17 protein-coding genes and 3 tRNA genes are annotated in these 17,887 nt (G+C 64.6%); 11 read left to right on the top strand and 9 right to left on the bottom strand.

Translation table 11 applies throughout. The features are described 5' to 3' along the window. The first annotated feature begins 4 nt into the window (after positions 1 to 4). The 5 genes from KPL76_RS12190 to KPL76_RS12170 all read left to right on the top strand — a co-directional run bounded on the left by KPL76_RS12190 (position 5) and on the right by KPL76_RS12170 (position 3,246). Positions 5 to 817 (top strand): ATP-binding cassette domain-containing protein, encoded by an 813-nt coding sequence (locus tag KPL76_RS12190; RefSeq protein ID WP_216333777.1) that lies wholly within the window; start codon positions 5 to 7, stop codon positions 815 to 817. Further along, positions 814 to 1,848: a D-isomer specific 2-hydroxyacid dehydrogenase family protein gene (locus tag KPL76_RS12185; protein WP_216333776.1), complete on the top strand. Its 1,035-nt coding sequence runs from the start codon at positions 814 to 816 to the stop codon at positions 1,846 to 1,848. Before KPL76_RS12190 ends, KPL76_RS12185 begins: the two co-directional genes overlap by 4 nt. Positions 1,849 to 1,997: 149 nt before the next feature. After that, a tRNA-Asn gene (locus tag KPL76_RS12180) sits at positions 1,998 to 2,070 on the top strand. Positions 2,071 to 2,212: 142 nt separating this feature from the next. Continuing rightward, on the top strand, positions 2,213 to 2,944 hold the full coding sequence (locus KPL76_RS12175; RefSeq protein ID WP_216333775.1) for an AzlC family ABC transporter permease: 732 nt from the start codon (positions 2,213 to 2,215) through the stop codon (positions 2,942 to 2,944). Beyond that, on the top strand, positions 2,941 to 3,246 hold the full coding sequence (locus tag KPL76_RS12170) for an AzlD domain-containing protein (protein WP_216333774.1): 306 nt from the start codon (positions 2,941 to 2,943) through the stop codon (positions 3,244 to 3,246). Before KPL76_RS12175 ends, KPL76_RS12170 begins: the two co-directional genes overlap by 4 nt. A gap of 66 nt (positions 3,247 to 3,312) precedes the next feature. On the opposite strand, the gene def is transcribed toward KPL76_RS12170, so the two are convergent. Continuing rightward, the gene (def, locus tag KPL76_RS12165) at positions 3,313 to 3,885 is read right to left on the bottom strand and encodes a peptide deformylase (RefSeq protein ID WP_216333773.1); all 573 of its coding nucleotides are present in this window, start codon (positions 3,883 to 3,885) and stop codon (positions 3,313 to 3,315) included. Between the two features lie 276 nt (positions 3,886 to 4,161). On the opposite strand from def, the gene KPL76_RS12160 reads away from it, so the two are divergent. From KPL76_RS12160 to KPL76_RS12150, 3 genes are all read left to right on the top strand, one after another. Then, complete coding sequence (locus tag KPL76_RS12160; RefSeq protein WP_216333772.1) at positions 4,162 to 5,460, top strand: glycosyltransferase; 1,299 nt, start codon at positions 4,162 to 4,164, stop codon at positions 5,458 to 5,460. 119 nt (positions 5,461 to 5,579) lie between these two features. Then, positions 5,580 to 5,653: transfer RNA gene (locus tag KPL76_RS12155), tRNA-Ile, on the top strand. A gap of 201 nt (positions 5,654 to 5,854) precedes the next feature. Then, positions 5,855 to 6,760, top strand: a complete 906-nt coding sequence (locus KPL76_RS12150) for an alpha/beta hydrolase (protein WP_216333771.1) — start codon at positions 5,855 to 5,857, stop codon at positions 6,758 to 6,760. A gap of 102 nt (positions 6,761 to 6,862) precedes the next feature. On the opposite strand, the gene KPL76_RS12145 is transcribed toward KPL76_RS12150, so the two are convergent. Beyond that, a complete protein-coding gene (locus KPL76_RS12145) occupies positions 6,863 to 7,447 on the bottom strand; it encodes a PadR family transcriptional regulator (protein ID WP_216333770.1) in 585 nt (194 codons plus the stop codon). Between the two features lie 202 nt (positions 7,448 to 7,649). Here KPL76_RS12145 and KPL76_RS12140 point away from each other — a divergent pair, with 202 nt between their 5' ends. After that, positions 7,650 to 8,153: a DUF3145 domain-containing protein gene (locus KPL76_RS12140; RefSeq protein WP_216333769.1), complete on the top strand. Its 504-nt coding sequence runs from the start codon at positions 7,650 to 7,652 to the stop codon at positions 8,151 to 8,153. A 120-nt stretch (positions 8,154 to 8,273) separates the two neighbouring features. Here the strand turns inward: KPL76_RS12140 and KPL76_RS12135 are convergent, their stop codons facing one another. The 6 genes from KPL76_RS12135 to aceE all read right to left on the bottom strand — a co-directional run bounded on the left by KPL76_RS12135 (position 8,274) and on the right by aceE (position 16,083). Next, positions 8,274 to 9,509 carry a beta-ketoacyl synthase gene (locus KPL76_RS12135; RefSeq protein ID WP_216333768.1) on the bottom strand — a complete coding sequence of 412 codons (1,236 nt, stop codon included), beginning with the start codon at positions 9,507 to 9,509 and terminating at the stop codon, positions 8,274 to 8,276. Positions 9,510 to 9,660: 151 nt separating this feature from the next. After that, positions 9,661 to 9,909 (bottom strand): acyl carrier protein, encoded by a 249-nt coding sequence (locus KPL76_RS12130; protein ID WP_205108482.1) that lies wholly within the window; start codon positions 9,907 to 9,909, stop codon positions 9,661 to 9,663. Positions 9,910 to 10,020: 111 nt separating this feature from the next. Next, positions 10,021 to 11,025 carry a beta-ketoacyl-ACP synthase III gene (locus tag KPL76_RS12125; protein WP_216333767.1) on the bottom strand — a complete coding sequence of 335 codons (1,005 nt, stop codon included), beginning with the start codon at positions 11,023 to 11,025 and terminating at the stop codon, positions 10,021 to 10,023. An 88-nt stretch (positions 11,026 to 11,113) separates the two neighbouring features. Continuing rightward, on the bottom strand, positions 11,114 to 12,037 hold the full coding sequence (locus KPL76_RS12120; RefSeq protein ID WP_216333766.1) for an ACP S-malonyltransferase: 924 nt from the start codon (positions 12,035 to 12,037) through the stop codon (positions 11,114 to 11,116). Positions 12,038 to 12,124: 87 nt separating this feature from the next. Next, positions 12,125 to 13,330, bottom strand: coding sequence for a CdaR family transcriptional regulator (locus tag KPL76_RS12115; protein WP_205108488.1), 1,206 nt, complete (start codon positions 13,328 to 13,330; stop codon positions 12,125 to 12,127). 20 nt (positions 13,331 to 13,350) lie between these two features. Next, on the bottom strand, positions 13,351 to 16,083 hold the full coding sequence (aceE, locus tag KPL76_RS12110; RefSeq protein WP_216336442.1) for a pyruvate dehydrogenase (acetyl-transferring), homodimeric type: 2,733 nt from the start codon (positions 16,081 to 16,083) through the stop codon (positions 13,351 to 13,353). A gap of 196 nt (positions 16,084 to 16,279) precedes the next feature. Between aceE and KPL76_RS12105 the strand changes: the two genes are divergently transcribed. Next, positions 16,280 to 16,753 (top strand): peroxiredoxin, encoded by a 474-nt coding sequence (locus KPL76_RS12105; RefSeq protein WP_205108490.1) that lies wholly within the window; start codon positions 16,280 to 16,282, stop codon positions 16,751 to 16,753. Between the two features lie 30 nt (positions 16,754 to 16,783). Beyond that, positions 16,784 to 16,856, top strand: a tRNA-Val gene (locus KPL76_RS12100). 68 nt (positions 16,857 to 16,924) lie between these two features. Here the strand turns inward: KPL76_RS12100 and KPL76_RS12095 are convergent. Next, complete coding sequence (locus KPL76_RS12095) at positions 16,925 to 17,668, bottom strand: hypothetical protein (protein ID WP_216333765.1); 744 nt, start codon at positions 17,666 to 17,668, stop codon at positions 16,925 to 16,927. Positions 17,669 to 17,887: the final 219 nt, after the last annotated feature.

The following is a 17,887-nucleotide window of genomic DNA, read 5'->3' as shown; positions in this document are numbered from 1 at the left end:
GTGCATGAGTGAGCCAGTGATGGTCGCGTCAGACGTGACCATCGAGTACCCCGCACACAGCGTCAGCCCTTCGTACACTGCGGTGCGCGGAGTGAGCATGCGCCTGGAGCCGGGGGAGATCGTGGGGCTCATCGGGTCGAGCGGCTCTGGCAAGTCGACTCTCGCCCGCGTTGCGGCTGGCCAGGGCAGCGGCGGTTCACGCGATTCGCTCGCCCGGGTCGTCGGAGGAACCCTGAACGTGCTCGGCTTCGACCTCCGCAAGGGCGTTCGCGGCCGCAAGTTCAACCGCCTGACGTTCGGCGTCGGCTACCTCCCGCAGGACTCCTCGCTCAGTCTCGTCTCGAACATGACCGTCGCCGAATCGGTCGCAGAGCCCTTGTTCGCACGCGACAAGCATTTCAACGAGAAGAGCGCCAGTCTTCGTGTGGCCACGCTTCTGGATGCTCTGCTCCTGCCTGTCGGAACGGCGCTGAAACTCCCGCACGAGCTCTCCAGCGGCCAGCGACAACGCGTTTCAATCGCACGGTCACTGATCCTCGACCCCGTCTTCCTCATCGCCGACGAACCCACAGCAGGGGTCGACCCGTCAGTGCGGGGAGCAGTTGTCGACGTCATTTCGACTCTCCAGCGCGAGCGCGGTGCGACGGCTCTGATCGTGAGCCACGACCTCGAAATATTGCGGCGTTCCGTCGACCGCATCATCGTTCTGCACGAGGGTGTGGTCGTGGGGCTCGGCACCATCGACGATGTGCTCGCTGATCCGCGGCATCCGTACGTCGCAGGCCTTGCCCGGGCGGCTAACGGTCGCGCCCAATGAGCACTTCCCGTTACGACCAGCCGGAGACCGCAGGCCCAAGGGCTGGCCAGCACCGCGCAGTGACGGCCACGGATTCCGTGCCACTCGCGAGTGATCGGCGACCGACCCCGGGGAGCATCACCATCCTGCCGAAACCGGGAGCCCTCTTCGTGGACGCCGTGCTCGACGGCGGCGGCCAGATCGCCGAGCTCGACGCCGGAACAAGGGCGATCGTCTGGCTCACCTCGAGCGAGCCCGAGCGACTGGAGCAGATCCTCACGACCCATCCCGCAATCCAGTGGGTGCAGTTGCCATGGGCGGGGGTCGATGCTTTCTCCGGGCTCCTCAAGCGCTGTGACCGGCCCCAGCTGCTCTGGACGAGCGCAAAGGGGGCCTACGCGCAACCTGTCGCCGAGCACGCCCTCATGCTCACCCTTGCCCTTCTTCGGCGACTGCCGGAGCGTCTGGCGGCAACGACGTGGTCGCACGAGTCGACAGGGGAGTCCCTCTACGGCCTCTCGGTCACCATCGTGGGTGCCGGCGGCATCGCCGTCGAACTGCTGCGCCTGCTGGCTCCGTTCGGTGTCAAGACCACGGTTGTCCGCCGCAGCGAAGAACCACTGCCGGGAGCAGACCGTACGCTGTCGACGGATGATCTCGACGAGGCCCTGGCGACCGCCGACATCGTCGTGCTCGCCGCCGCAATGACCGACGACACGAAGCACCTCATCGGGCAGGCGCAGTTTGCCGTGATGAAGCCTTCCGCCATTCTCGTGAACATCGCGCGTGGCGGCCTGGTCGACACCGACGCCCTTGTCGACGCACTCCGTTCGGGTGCCATAGCGGGGGCCGGGGTCGACGTCACCGATCCTGAGCCACTGCCCGACGGGCATCCACTCTGGAGCGCACCGAATGTGATCATCACCCCGCATGCGGCCGACACGCCCGAGATGACAGCGCCCCTGCTCGCGGAACGTCTTCGCCAGAACGTCGTCGCATTCCTCGGCGACGGCAGATTCCTGGGTGTCGTCGACCCGCAGGCCGGGTACTAGATCGCTGGCGGAGCCCGGGGTGCAGTCCGTCCAGCCTGCCCGCGAGCCAGTTACGCAGAAGCAAACGAGGGCAGCCAGAACGGCGTATGAGTGCTTCTCGATTTAGCGCACAGGTGTTTCGTGATAATGTAACCAAGCTGTTTCAGCATTCCTCGATAGCTCAATTGGCAGAGCAGCCGGCTGTTAACCGGCAGGTTCTTGGTTCGAGTCCAAGTCGGGGAGCGAAAAGGTCGTCAGGGCTCCACCCCGGCGGCCTTTTTTGTTTTCTGCAAGCAAGGTCACCGGGCTTCGCCGCAGGGTCACACAACCCGGTCTGAGTGTCTGAAGGCGTGGCCTGGTGCGGTCGAGACGGCAGAATAGAGCCGTGTACTCGAGCCCTGATTCCCGGTCGGCTGCGCGCGCGGGCCTGGCGGTCGGAGTGGCAACGGCCGCATACGGTGTCTCGTTCGGAGCGCTCTCGACTGCCGCAGGCCTCGATGTCTGGCAGACCTGCTTTCTGAGCCTCGTCATGTTCACGGGAGGCTCGCAGTTCGCCCTGATCGGCGTGCTGGCCTCTGGCGGCCTCGCCGCGGCCCCCTCGGCGATCGCGGGAGCAGCCCTGCTCGGTTCGCGGAACGTGATCTATGCGCTCCGCATGTCACCAGTGGTCGGCTCCGGGTGGTTCACGAGGACTCTCGCCGCTCACCTCACCATCGACGAGTCCGTCGCTGTGGCGGTTGCTCAGCCCACCCTGGCGGCACAGCGTGCCGGGTTCTGGGTCACAGGCCTCGTTGTCTTCGTCGGCTGGAACATCACCACCCTGGTCGGTGCACTCATCGGCAACCTGATCGGCGATGTGAGCGCCTACGGGCTCGACGCGGCCGCCGCAGCAGCGTTTCTCGGGCTCCTCTGGCCCCGGCTGAAGGCCAGGCAGGCCCAGGCGGTCGCCGTGGGCGCTGCGGTCGCTGCAACGCTCCTGACGCCCGTCCTGGCGCCCGGCCTGCCCGTGATCGTCGCGGCCCTGGTCGCCGTGCTCTTCGGCCTGACGAACTGGCTCGGCCCCAGGCAAGGCCCCCAGACCGCCGAGATCACCCCGATCGAGGGGATGCCCTCATGACCATGTGGCAGGTACTGATCCTTGCCGCCATCGCCTGTTTCGCCCTCAAGCTTGTCGGCTACCTCATCCCGCCCGCGCTGGTCTCCCGGCCGACACCAGCACGCGTTGCGAATCTCCTGACAGTCGCACTGCTCGCGGCGCTGATCTCTGTGCAGACACTTGCCCACGGCCAGCAGGTGGTTCTGGATGCCCGGGTACCCGCCGTCCTCGTGGCAGCCGGCCTCTACGCGCTGAAAGTCCCGTTCATCGTCGTCGTGCTGAGTGCGGCCGTGGTGGCGGCAGGGATCCGCGCCCTCACGTAGCTCGCGGCCGGCAACCGGGCGGCCGCTTCCCGGCCGACTTTTTCTGGGCCGCTGCGGACGGTCTGCTCAGGCTCCGCCGTCGAAGGTGTCGACCCCGGGCATCCAACTCGACCCGGGGCCCGACCAGCTGCGCTTGCGGGCGATCTTCGTCGCGGCCTTGGAGTATGGATACTCGAGGCGGTCGACGTAGAGGTACCCGTCGAGGTGGTCGTATTCGTGCTGGAAGATGCGTGCCAGCCAGCCGCTCGCCCGGACTTCGAAGGGTTTGCCCTCGATGTCGACCGCAGTCAGGAGTGCGTCGGCAGAACGAAGCAGGGGGAACCGCTCGCCGGGGAACGACAGGCAGCCCTCTTCATCGGCGTCGTCGTCTGTGTCGGCGACGGGAGGCGGGCTCACCAGCAGAACGGGGTTGATCGCCGTACCGCTGTGCACGAGGCCGTCGCCGTCGGTGTACTCGTAGACGAAGAGTCGCAGTGGCACGCCGACCTGCGGTGCAGCGAGGCCGACACCCGGCGCGGCGTGCATCGTGTCGATCATGTCGGCCACGAGCGTGCGCAGCTCATCGTCGAATTGGGTGACAGGGGCCGCGGGAGAGTGCAGGACAGGGTCGCCCGAAATCCGGATGGGAAGAACAGTCATTGAGAAAGCCTATCGGCGGCGTGCACAGACCCCGGTGTCTCCCGGGCTCGCACAGGCGGCCGCGCTGCCGACGCACCCTGGAGCGGCCTGGGCGCGGCGACTGTGGCCTGTCGGCTTTGTTTTGGGAGGCTTTCTGGCGATACTGGGTGTTCGGCCGGCCACGTTCACGTCGGCCGGATGCACACTAGGGTAGCGTTGACTGCAACGATTCGGTAACGACGTGTTGAGACAACACACGTCGGGGCCAGACCCTCCAAGCCACAGAGAGACTTTCACTTGCCAGCTACTTCCGGTAACAAATCTGCTGACCCGGCAGGCTCCGTGAAGCCCCTGAAGATCGTGATTGGCGCAGACACCTTCTCCCCGAACGTCAATGGCAGCGCACGATTCTCCGAGCGGCTCGCAACCGGCCTCGCAGCCCGCGGCCATGAGGTGCACGTTGTCGCACCCGCCGCCACTCGCAAACACGGCACCTGGACAGAGACCTACGACGGCCAGGACATCACCGTTCACCGGCTGCGGAGCTACCGCTGGTACCCGCACGACTGGCTGCGCTGGGCAGAGCCGTGGTTCATCAACAAGAACAGCGACCGCATCCTCGAGCAGATCGACCCCGACGTCGTGCACTTCCAATCCCACATCATCGTGGGCAGGGGCCTCTCGATTGCAGCGCGCAAGCGCGGGGGAGTGCGCATCATCGGCACGAACCACTTCATGCCGGAGAATCTGCTCGAGTTCACGCTCCTCCCGAAGTCATGGCAGGTGAAGGCGGTCGGCATGGCGTGGCGCGCCGCGAAGCGCACCTTCGGCAGGGCCGACGTCGTGACCACACCCACCCAGAGTGCCGCTGACTTCCTCGAGAAGTACACCGGGCTGAGCGGAGTGCTCGCGATATCGTGCGGCATCGACGCCGAGAACTACACCCCAGACTTCACGCCCCGCGCCGACAACCGCATTCTCTTCGTCGGTCGGGTCACCGGTGAGAAGCAGATCGATGTGCTGATCAAGGCCGTTGCACTTCTGCCCCTCGATCTCGACGTGAAGCTCGACATCGTCGGCGGCGGTGATCTGCTGAAGAATCTCGAGCACCAGTCGAAGGCGCTCGGCATCGGCGACCGCGTGCACTTCAGCGGCTACGTGAGCGAAGAAGAACTCCGGGCCGCCTACACCCGGGCGACCATCTTCGGCATGCCGTCGATCGCCGAACTGCAGAGCATCGCCACCATGGAAGCCATGGCCTCCGGCCTGCCGGTCGTGGCAGCAGACGCCATGGCACTGCCGCACCTCGTCAAAGACGGCAAGAACGGTTTTCTCTTCGAGCCCGGCAACGCCCAGCAACTCGCCGACAGGATCGAGTTCCTGCTCCGTCTTCCGCAGGAAGAACTCGACGAGTTCAAACGCAACTCGCTCGCTTTCATCCAGGCGCATGACCTGCAGCGCACCATCGTCACCTTCGAGCGCTTGTACCGCGGGGCATCCGATATCGATGCGGCAGCCATCGACGCGATCATGGCTGCTGGCGCCCTGCCCAGCGTGGCGATCGAATCCGATGCGACGGATGCCGCACACTCCTGATCCGAATCCACCGCGTCGCGCAGTTCCCTCCGCTTTAGCCCGAGTCAGTTACCGAGCCGGAAGCGCGAACATGTATCGTTGGTTCGCGGCGGTTGTGTGCTGGATTGCATGCCGCCAACGGGGCGTTAGCTCAGCTGGTTAGAGCAGCGGACTCATAATCCGTCGGTCGCGGGTTCAAGTCCCGCACGCCCCACCCACACGCCACCGCCTCCGAGCCACCCCAGAACTGGGGCAATCGCGAATAAACGTCAGGTCTGTCTTGACTCGATAAAACTTCACAAGTATGGTTTTCGGTGGTGGTTCGCCACCGCTTGTATGGGGATACTGGGTTTCGCTTGATGCATGGTGCGCCGTCGTGCGCGCCTGCGCCAGGTTTCTCGCAAAGGCACTATCGATGACGTACTTCACCCATGATGTTCCCGTGCGCGGCGGCGTGATGAGGGTCGGTGAGTGGCGGCCGGAATGCCCCGACGCTCCCACGATCGTCGCGCTGCACGGCATGACCAGCTCGCACCTCGCGTGGCACTTCCTCGCCGAGCATCTTCCCGGCTACCGCATCGTCGCGCCAGACCTCCGCGGCCGCGGGCTGAGCGCCCACCTGCCGGCACCATTCGGCGTGGCCAGCCACCTTGACGATCTCGCTGCCATCAGTTCTGCGCTGGACGTGTCGCAGGCGTCCATCGTCGGGCATTCCATGGGTGCCTTCGTCGCTGTTGCGGCCCTCAGGGAGCATCCAGCGCTCTTCGTGCGTGGAATTCTGGCCGACGGCGGCCTGCCTGTGACCGTGCCGCTCGACCTGGCCGACGACGAGCTCGTCGAAGCCGTGCTGGGGGTTGCCGCGGCCCGGCGGGTCGAATTCACTTTCTCGAGCAGGGAGATCTATCGCAAGTTCTGGCGGCTCCACCCAGCCTTTGCAGGTGACTGGTCTGAAGCACTGGGTGCCTACGCAGACTATGACCTGGCGGAAGGCGTCACCTCCGACGGCGAACTGGCGTTCCGACCGGTAGCCAACCCCGCAGCGGTCACCGCTGACGCGCGCGAACTCTACGGCAGCCACGCGCTCCGGGCCATGCTGTGCGGCCTGCAGGTGCCCATCACTGTGTTGTACGCCGCCCGTGGCCTCCTCAATGAGACTCCAGGGGTCTACAGCCAGAGAGACATCTCTGGCTGGCAAGCGGAACTGCCGGCCACCGTGTCGTTCGTCGAGGTGACTGACGCAAACCACTACACACTCGTTCTGAGCGAGCACGGTGCCGAGTCGATCGCGCAGGTACTGCGCGCCGCGCTGGTACCGAGCTGAACCCCGCGCCAATCGCTGGCAGTGATTCGACCCAACCCTCACTCTGAAGCCTGAACTGATGCTCGCGCCGAACCAGCGCAGGCACCCGCTTTTCTGGAGCTCTCAGTGCTCCTTTAGGAGCTGCAAGGGGCGTCGACCCCTCCGAGGGCGCTCTGACTGCATCGCCACAGTGAATCCGGTTGTGTCGGTTCTGAACTGTTCCAGCCACGCCAGAGCAGAGTGCGCCAGCAGTCTCTCGGCTTCCGCCTGAGCGCGCGCCAACCTTGTGCCTGCGACCTCTGACGAGCCGACATTCTCCGGGTTCTGTTCGTGCGAGGAGATGTCCAGCCATGCTTCTTCATAGGCTCGGATGAGGGGGAGAGGGTCATGGCCTGGCAGCGAGGCCGCGAGCAGCACGTGGTCCATCATCTCTCCCCAGGCTGAGCCCGATACCTGTTGGGCGGTACCGAGCCACCGGGCAGCCTCCTGCCGGCCCGCTGGCGTCAATTCGTACAACGGGAGTCCTCCGGCTGTTGTGGACTCGCAGGCGACCAGTCCGGCCGTCTTCAGCCGGCCCAGCGTCGAGTACGCCTGACCGACATTGAGAGAGCCTTCCCGGCAGGTTCGCAGCTCCACTTCGTCGTGAAGCTGCAGCCCGTAGGCCGGGCCGAGGGTGAGAACAGCGAGGATGCTCTGCCGAACCGACACACGCACCACACCCCTTTCGGGCCTACCGGCCTTCAAATCTCTGCCGAGTATACCGACGAGCCTGCACCAGCCTTGCGATTCACGATCCATGTCGGCATACTGGAGCCACGCAGTACTTGTACAACTGAACACTGAGCCGCCGTTTGAGCGCAGCCATTCACAGGTCGTTGGGGAAGACGTACCTCACGAATGGAGAAAACAAATGGTGGCATCTGTCGCACGCGGAGTGATCTATGTTCACTCCGCTCCCCGCGCGCTCTGCCCTCACGTCGAGTGGGCGGCAGGTCGCGCCATTGGTCGTGCAGTGAACTTCAGCTGGATCGAGCAGCCGGTGCTCCGTGGCTCCCAGCGAGCCGAGTTCTACTGGGAGGGCGCTGCAGGCACCGGGGCCGCCATCGCCTCTGCCCTGCGTGGCTGGGAACATCTCCGATATGAAGTGACCGAGGACCCCGCTGCAGGCCGCGACGGTGGTCGATGGATGCACACTCCAGACCTGGGGATCTTCTTTGCCCAGACCGACACGGCGGGCAACACCGTCATCCCTGAAGACCGCGTGCGCGCGGCGATGGAGTCGGCCGGCACGAATGCGCTCGAATTGCACCGGGAACTCCGCCTGGCGCTCGGCCAGGCGTGGGACGATGAACTCGAACCCTTCCGCTACGCGAGTGACTTCGCGCCGGTGGTCTGGTTGCACTCTGTCGGCTGAGGCGCTGGTCGAGTAGCTCCGAAGGAGCGTATCGAAACCTCAACGAGCGAGTCAGGGTTTCGATACAGCGCGCTTGTGCGCTTACTCAACCGGCGAGTCCATCGTCGACCGTCGAGACGGCTAGACGGTCTTGAAGGCCGCCACTGCGTTGTGCCCGCCGAAACCGAACGAGTTGCTGATGGCGAGTAGGTCGCCGTCCCCCAGCGGCCGCGGCGACGTGACCACATCGAGGTGGATCTCCGGATCCTGCTCGGTGAGGTTGATCGTCGGGGGAGCGATTCGCTCCTGCAGCGACTTGATGACGAACAGTGCTTCGATGGCTCCGGCACCGCCGAGGAGGTGACCTGTCGATGCCTTCGTCGCCGAAACAGGAATGCCTTCGACTGCTTCACCGAACACACGGCGAAGAGCGTTGTACTCTGCGATGTCACCGACGGGTGTCGACGTTGCATGCGCGTTGATGTGTGCGACATCTGTAACAGCAAAGCCCGCGTTGGTGATCGCGGCGATCATCGCGCGCGCGGCGGCCGAACCTTCGGGGTCGGGGGCAGTGATGTGGTACGCGTCACTCGTGACCGAACCGCCGAGCAGCTCCGCGTAGATCTTGGCCCCGCGGGCAACGGCGTGCTCGTAGGTCTCAAGCACGATCGCAGCGGCGCCTTCGCCAAGCACGAACCCGTCGCGGGTGACATCGTAGGGTCGCGAAGCGGTGGCGGGGTCGTCGTTGCGCTTCGACAGCGCCTGCATCGCCGCGAACGAGGCGATGGGCAGCGGGTGGATGCACGCCTCAGAGCCGCCCGCAAGAATGATGTCGGCCAGCCCGGCCTGCAGGTGGTCGTAGGCGTTGGCGATCGACTCGGTGCTCGAGGCACAGGCCGAGACGTCGGTGCGGCTGAAGGCGCGTGCGCCGAGATCCATGCTGATCGCAGCTGCCGGCCCGTTCGGCATGAGCATGGGAACAGTCATCGGGAGAACGCGGCGGGGGCCACGCTCACGCAGGGTGTCCCAGGCGTCGAGGAGCGTCCAGAGGCCACCGATTCCCGTGGCCCAATCGACTCCGATGCGTTCCGGGTCGACCTCAGGAGCACCCGCGTCTGCCCACGCCTCGCGAGCGGCTGTCAGAGCGAATTGGCTGTTGGGGTCGAGCCTCTTCGTCTCCTGCCGCGTCAGAACGTCGATGGAGGGCACGACGGCCTGCGCAGCCATAGTGATGGGCACCTGCCACTTCTCGACCCACTCCTGTTCGAGGGTGCGGTTGCCCGAAACGCCGTTCAGAAGTGCGTGCCAGCTCTCTTCAGCTGTTCCGCCCAACGGAGTGGTTGCACCGATTCCGGTGACGACGATTCTTTTGCTCATGGCAGGTGCTTTCTCTGTGGATCAGTTGCCGCCGCAGCGGCCCCGAGGCGACGGGACAGTAGCGACGGTACAAGCGGGAAGACCGGAGCATGGGGCGCATGCCGAGCCCCGGTCATCCGCACTCTTCGACAGGGTGTCGGGGGGGTGAAACCTACGCCTGTGCGTTGGTGATGAAGTGCACGGCGTCGCCGACGGTCTTGAGGTTCTTGACCTCTTCGTCGGGGATCTTGACGTCGAACTTCTCTTCAGCGTTGACGACGATGGTCATCATCGAGATGGAGTCGATGTCGAGGTCATCGGTGAACGACTTGTCCAGCTCGACCGTGTCGGCTGCGATACCAGTTTCGTCGTTGATGAGCTCGGCGAGGCCGGCAAGAACTTCTTCGGTGGACAATGCCATTGTATTTTTCTCCTTGGGTGTCATTTGAGGCGACATTCAGTTTAGGTCAGAGGGGGAGCGGTTCGTTGCGGCGGCGCGGCACGAGCGCCCATGGTGGGCAGTCGAACCGGGTCAGGGAAGCACGACGACTTGCGAACCGAACACCAGCCCGGCACCGAAGCCGATCTGCAGCGCGAGGCCTCCAGAGGCTTCCGGATGCTCCTGCAGGAGCCGGTGCGTCGCGAGCGGTATCGACGCGGCCGAGGTGTTGCCCGTCGTCTCGATGTCGCGGCCGATCAGCACGGTTTCGGGCAGCTTGAGCACTTTGGCGAACTCGTCGATGATGCGCATGTTCGCCTGGTGGGGAATGAACGCGGTGAGGTCATCAGCGGTGATTCCTGCTTCGTCAAGCGCACGCTTGGCCACCTTCGCCATCTCCCAGACCGCCCATCGGAAAACCGTCTGGCCTTCCTGGCGCATGGTGGGCCACTCGTTGTCACCCCGGCGAAAGCCGACGTAAGTGCCTGTCATTCCGACCGCATCCCACTTCGAGCCGTCGGAGCCCCAGATGGTCTTGGAGATACCAGCGAAGTCACTCGGCCCCACGACTGCAGCGCCTGCGCCGTCACCGAGCAGGAACGAGATGGATCGGTCTGCCGGGTCGACGAAGTCGGACAGCTTCTCTGCGCCGATCACCAGAACATACTCGGCAAGTCCGGCACGGATGAGTGAGTCGGCCTGCGCGATTCCGTAGGTGTAGCCGGCACAGGCGGCTTCGATGTCGTACGCGGCGGCCGGCGTTGCGCCGACCCGTTCTGCGACGAGCGTGGAAATCGACGGGGTCACAACCGGGTTGCTGATCGTCGAGACGATGACAGCACCGATCTGGTCGGGCCTGATTCCTGCCTTCTCGATCGCCTCCCGGGCAGCGGCCGTGGCCAGGTCGACAGCCGTGACGTCGGCACTGGCTCTGCGGCGCTCGATGATGCCCGTGCGTTTCCTGATCCACTCATCGGAGGAGTCGATCGGCCCGATCAGGTGATCGTTGGGCACGACGAGGTCTCCTCGTGCGGCACCCATCGCGTAGATCCGGGTGAATTCAGGGCCGTGCGACTGCTGGAGAGTGGGGCGTGACATCGTATCCTTGGCCGTTTGAGCGGCTTCGTTTGGCTGGTGAGTGGGTGTGCGCGTGGTTCGGGTGAGTGACTCGGGTTAGTGACTCGGGTTAGGCCGCCGAGCCGGTGAGGAGTTCGATTGCCGCTGGCAGGTCATCCGGAGTCTTGACGGCGACCGCCGGAACACCCTTGAGCCCGCGTTTGGCAAGACCCGTCAAGGCGCCTGCCGGAGAGACTTCGATGATACCGGTCACACCGGCGTCGTGGAATGACTGCATGCAGCGGTCCCAGCGAACGGGAGAGGACACCTGGCCGACAAGCAGATCGACGAAATCCGGGCCGGCGTCGACAATGCCGCCGTCACGGTTGGTCCAGATCGGGATGGTGGGGTCTGCGGGCGTGAGACTGCTTGCCACCGCGCGGAGATGTTGCACCGCGGGAGCCATGTACTGCGTGTGGAAGGCGCCGGCGACCTGGAGGGGGATGACTCGCGCTCCGCGGGGTGCCAGATCCTTCAGTTTCTCAAGCGCACCGAGGTCGCCGGCCACCACGATCTGCCCTCCACCATTGAAGTTGGCGGGTTCCAGCCCCAGGGTCGCGAGGGTGGCCAGGAGCTCTGCTTCGTCGCCACCGACGACCGCGCTCATTCCGCTGGGAGCCAGTGCTGCGGCTTCGGCCATCGCCAGACCTCGTTCGCGAACGAACGTCATGGCGTCGTGTTCGCTCAGGATTCCGGATGCTGCGGCGGCGGTGATCTCACCAACAGAGTGGCCGGCGACCCCGCCGACCCGCGAGCGGCGGCCGTCGGCGAGAAGTGCTGTCAGCGTGAGGAGCCCTGCGGCCACGATGAGCGGCTGGGCGATCTTCGTGTCGCGGATGGTGTCGGCATCGCTCGTGGTTCCGTGGGCGAGCAGGTCGATCCCTGCGGTGTCACCCAGTGCCCCGAGGTGCTCCCTGAATGAGGTTTCAGCAATCCAGGGCTCGAGGAAGCCAGGAGTCTGTGAGCCCTGGCCAGGGCAGACGATGACGATCATGATTTCAGTCTTTCAAGTGTGGTGACGTGAGCGGTGTCAATAGCCGACGAACGTTCGCACGAATCGTTGTGGGTGTCGTACAGCCGCTCACCGTTTGCGCGCCAACGGGTCAGGCTCGTTCATCGAACCCAGGATGAGGGCGGACTGCAGGATGAGGGCCTCCCGGGCTCCTGTTGCGTCCCAGCCGATCACCTGCGAGACCCGCTTCAGTCGGTATCGTACGGTGTTGGGGTGAACGAACAGTTCCCTGGCAGTGCCTTCGAGGGAGCGCCCGTTGTCGAGGTAGCACCAGAGGGTTGCCATGAGTTCGGGGGACTGGTCCTGCAGTGGCCGGTACACCCGGTTGACGAGCGTCGAGCGGGCGAGCGGGTCGCCGGCGAGTGCGCGTTCCGGCAGGAGGTCGTCGGCAAGCACGGGCCGGGGAGCGTTACGCCACGATCGGGCGACAGCGAAGCCGGCAAGCGCGGCCTTGGCGCTGCGCGAGGCATCCACCAGACTCGGTACCTCGTGACCCAGCACCAGGTGACCTGGCCCGAATCCTGGTTCGAGCGCGTTGGCGATCTGCATGAACGACAGCACCGGCTCGGCCACTGCACCCGCGGCCGGTTCGTCGGCCGAGCCGATAGCGGGCTGGGAGCGGCCGATGACGAGCACGAGACGGCCGCCCTGCACGCCGATGAGAACGTCGGCGGCCAGGTGCCTGGCCGTTCTCCTCAGTTGATCGACGTCGAGCATGCGGGGGGTGGTGCCGACCAGAACACTGACGGCACCGTGGCCGTGCCAGCCGAGAGCCGCGATACGGCTCGGCAGCTCGTCGTCACCCTCCCGGCTGAGAATGGAGTCGACCACGAGTGCCTCGAGTCGGGCATCCCACAGGCCTCTCGCTTCTGCGGCGCGTGCGTACACGTCTGCTGACGCGAAGGCGATCTCGCGGGAGTAGAGCAGTATCGCTTCGCGAAGCGACTGGTCTCCGTTGGAGATTCGCTGTTCGACCACCTCGACGACGACCCGGATGAGCTGCAGGGTCTGCTGCAGGCTGACCGACCGCAACAGCTCACGCGGCGCCGAGCCGAAGACATCAGACGCGATCCAGGTGGTGGTGGTCGGGTCGTCATACCAGGTGATGAACGATTTGATGCCCGCCTGGGCGACCAGACCCACCGCCGAGCGCCTCCCCGGCGGCATGTCGCCGTACCAGGGAAGCGTCTCGTCGAGTCGCTTGATCGTCGCTGTCGAGAGCTCTCCCGACACCGTTCGCAACCATGCGAGGGTCTGTTCTTTGGTTCTGGCCATGAGTGGGGCGCTGTTGTGCGTCAGCTCTCTCCGCCGGCGGAGCCGGAGGTACCAGCAGACACGTCGTGCAGCCGGTACTTCTCGATGGCCCACTGCGGTGCGTTCTGGTCGACCTCACCGCGGGCGGCGAGCTGTTCCAGAACACGCACAACAACGCTAGGGCCGTCGATCTTGAAGAAACGGCGGGCTGCGGGGCGGGTGTCGGAGAATCCGAAGTCGTCGGCGCCCAGAGTCGCGTACTCACCGGGCACGAACTGCCTGATCTGGTCGGTGACCGCGTGCATGTAGTCACTCACAGCGACGAAGGGCCCGTGGGCACCCGACAGCTTGTTCGTGAGGTACGGCACGTGGCGCTCGTCGTTGGGGTAGAGGAAGTTGTGTTCCTCTGCCCGCAGGCCGTCGCGGCGAAGCTCGGTCCAGCTGGTGACCGACCAGACGTCTGCCGAGACACCCCAGTCGTTTGCCAGCAGTTCCTGGGCTTCGAGGGCCCACGGAACACCGACGCCGGAGGCCAGGATGTTCGCCTTCGGCCCGTTGTCGACCCAGCCCGACTTGAGGTGGTGGATGCCCTTGACGATGCCTTCAATGTCGACGTTCTCCGGCTCGGCCGGCATGACCATCGGCTCGTTGTAGAGCGTGATGTAGTACATGACGTTCGGGTCGGTGTGCGTGCCGCCGTACATGCGCTCGAGCCCCGAGCGAACGATGTGGCCGATCTCGTAGCCGTAGGCCGGGTCGTACGAGATCACAGCAGGGTTGCTCGCTGCGAGCAGGTGCGAATGGCCGTCGGCGTGCTGGAGGCCTTCGCCTGTCAGCGTGGTGCGGCCCGCCGTCGCGCCCATGATGAACCCGCGGGTCATCTGGTCGCCTGCGGCCCAGAGCGCGTCACCTGTGCGCTGGAACCCGAACATCGAGTAGAAGACGTACACCGGGATGAGGGGCTCGCCCTGCGTGGCGTACGAGGTTCCGGCGGCGGTGAATGCTGCGACGGCACCGGCCTCGTTGATTCCGACATGGATGATCTGCCCCTGTGGGCTCTCCTTGTAGGCCAGCAACAGGTCGCGGTCGACGCTGGTGTAGTGCTGGCCGTTCGGGTTGTAGATCTTCGCGCTCGGGAAGAACGCGTCCATTCCGAAGGTTCGTGCCTCGTCGGGGATGACGGGAACGACACGGTTGCCGAAGTCCTTCGACCGTGTCATCTCCTTCAGCAGGCGCACGAAGGCCATCGTCGAGGCGATCTCCTGCGTGCCGGAGCCCTTCTTCATGATCGCGTAGGCCGAGTCGTCGGGAAGCGTGATCGCGGTGTGCTTCGTGCGGCGTTCCGGCACGTAGCCGCCGAGCGCGCGGCGGCGCTCATGCAGGTACTGGATCGCTTCGTCGTCGGGGCCCGGGTTGTAGTACGGGGGAGACCAGTGGTCGTTCGCCTCGAGCTGCGCGTCGGTGATCGGGATGCGCATCTCGTCGCGGAACGCCTTGAGGTCGGGCAGTGACATCTTCTTCATCTGGTGCGTGGCGTTGCGGCCGGCGAAGCCCTTGCCGAGGCCGTAGCCCTTGATGGTGTGCGCCAGGATGACCGTGGGCTGGCCCTTGTGCTCGCTCGCGGCCTTGAAGGCGGCGTACACCTTGCGGTAGTCGTGGCCGCCTCGCTTGAGGCCCCAGATCTGGTCGTCGCTGTAGTCTTCGACGAGCTTCAGCGCCCGGGGATCGCGACCGAAGAAGTTGTCCCGGACGTACTTGCCGTCTTCGGTCTTGTACGTCTGGAAGTCGCCATCCGGAGTCTGGTTCATCAGGTTGAGAAGCGCGCCGTCGGAGTCGTTCTGCAGCAGCGAATCCCATTCGCGGCCCCAGATGACCTTGATGACGTTCCAGCCGGCACCCCGGAAGAAGCTCTCGAGCTCCTGGATGATCTTGCCGTTGCCGCGAACAGGGCCGTCGAGGCGCTGCAGGTTGCAGTTGATCACGAAGTTCAGGTTGTCGAGACCCTCGTTGGCAGCCACCTGGAGCTGGCCACGGCTCTCGACCTCGTCCATCTCGCCGTCGCCGAGGAACGCCCAGACCTGCTGGTCGCTGGCGTCTTTGATGCCCCGGTTGGTGAGGTACTTGTTCGACTGCGCCTGGTAGATGGCGTTGATCGGGCCGATACCCATCGACACAGTCGGGAACTGCCAGAACTCGGGCATGAGCCGGGGGTGGGGGTAGGAGCTGAGGCCGCCACCGGCGTGCGACTTCTCCTGGCGGAATCCGTCGAGCTGGTGCTCGCTGAGACGGCCTTCGAGAAAGGCACGGGCATAGGTGCCGGGGGAGGCGTGGCCCTGCACGAAGACCTGGTCGCCGCCACCCGGGTGGTCGTGGCCGCGGAAGAAGTGGTTGAAACCGACTTCGTAGAGGCTCGCGCTCGATGCGTAGGTCGAGATGTGCCCACCGACGGCGATACCGGGGCGCTGTGCGCGGTGCACCAGCATCGCGGCGTTCCAGCGGATCCAGGCACGGTACCGACGCTCGATGTCTTCGTCACCCGGGAACTCGGGCTCGTTCTCTGACGCGATCGTGTTGATGTAGTCAGTGGTGGGAACCATCGGCACGCCAAGGTGCAGTTCTTTGCTGCGCTTGAGCAGGCTGAGCACGATCTCCCTGGCACGGCCATGGCCCCGCTCGGCAACCAGTGCATCGAGCGACTCAGACCATTCGGCTGTTTCGTCAGGATCAGAATCGATGTTCGACACCGAATAGGGGTCTTGGTCGTTGACTGTCAACGTCAACCTCTCTCTTTTGGGTTGTAGAGATCATTCAACTGGGGCGCTCCCGGTTCACGGAAGTCGACACCACCGACCAGCCTAACCAATCCGCTGGGTGACTTTGCACCTCGACGGTATCTGCACGCGATTGGAGGAATACACTGGGTGTTTGGGTCTGGCGGGCAAGGTACCTGTCACCGGAAGGATCGCCTCAATGGCACTCGAGAACGACACGTGGGCTCCCGATTTCGAGCTGTCGAACCAATACGGCGAGAAGGTCAGGCTGAGCCAGTTCCGAGGCGTCAAACCGGTCGTGCTCGTCTTCTACCCGCTGGCATTCTCTGGCGTGTGCACCGGGGAGCTCTGCGCCCTCGAAGACAACATCGCGATGTTCCGTGACAACAGCGTCGAGCTCATCGGCATCTCTGTCGACTCGAAGTCGACGCTCCGTGCCTGGAGTGACCAGAAGGGGTTCGACTTCACCCTGCTCGCCGACTTCTGGCCGCACGGCGATGTTGCCAAGGAGTACGGCGTGTTCCTCGAGGAGAAGGGTTTCTCCAACCGGGCGACGTTCGTGATCGACACCAAGGGCATCATTCGCGCGAGCTTCATCACGGCTCCAGGCGAAGCCCGCTCGATCGAGGCCTACCGTGCGGCGCTTGAAGAACTCGAGCCCGCAGGCGTGTAGGGTTTCGGGTGCAGTAGATTTGCATCACCGGGGCCTTTAGCTCAGCTGGTAGAGCGCCACGTTTACACCGTGGATGTCATCGGTTCGATCCCGGTAGGGCCCACTCTGATATCGCAAAATGGCATCCCCGATTTGACGGGGATGCCATTTGTGCGTTCGCTCGAGTTAGCGTCAGCCGATGGGCGGCAGGGGTGTCACGGACACCTGGACATTCGTGGTTCGGGGTGCGCCCAAGACCAACTTGTTCAGTGCGTCGACTTTGACGAATCCGGCAGCGAAGGTGCTGATATTCATCGAGGCTGTAGACGAATACGTGGGTGTAGCTTGCACCAGAAGGACGACGTCTCGAGTCTGTCCTGCTGCAAGCATCGGAAAGGTGCACGATTCCACCAGAGAATCTGGCACGTCACACGTCACGTCGCTGGGAGCCGAGATGACACTCGACACGGAAAGTTCTCGGGTCTCCAGGAACATATTCACCGACGTGGCAAATGTGTTGCCATTCGTGACGGTCAGCCGAAGGAAGAACTTGTTGGTTTGGAAGGGGACGGGAGAGACTGTCGCAGTGGCAGCGGCCTTGGTGGCCAACGGTGGCAAAGACGGGCCGGCGGCGCCTCTGAAGTCCTCGTCGACTGTGATGGGGATCGGCGTCGACCAGGTGTTGTTCTTGCAATCCCATTGCCATGCCATGGATGTCCAGCCCGCACCGAGGTCCACGTAGAACGCGGAAGTAGCCCCTGGCTTACCAACCGGGTGATAGAGCGCAAGTGCTCCGACCGAGTGACCGGCGGCCGCCCTATAGACGGTGATCGTGCCGTCCAAGGCCTCGCCGCTCGGGCCGAATGCTGGTTCTAGATGAGAATCCCAATGAATAGCTCCCCGTTCAGCGACTGCATCGACTGGAGGAGCGGGCATGCTGAAGAGGCATCCTCCGGTGGTGCCTGCAGCACCCCCGGCCAGAGGGGCTCCAGTACCTCCCCTGCCGTGCCCCACCCCCACTGACCACGAGCCGGGGCCACCGATGCACGAGTAGCCCGACTTCATGCCTTCGTCGCCGTTCAAATACGAGCGCAATCCCTCGTCGCACTCTACAGCTAGCGCATGTGCGCCCGTAGTTGGCACGACGATCGATGC

The sequence above is a fragment of the Subtercola sp. PAMC28395 genome, from assembly GCF_018889995.1.
Classification (GTDB): domain Bacteria; phylum Actinomycetota; class Actinomycetes; order Actinomycetales; family Microbacteriaceae; genus Subtercola.
Note: the sequence above shows the minus strand (reverse complement) of the source record. Positions and strands in the feature narration are given on the sequence as shown.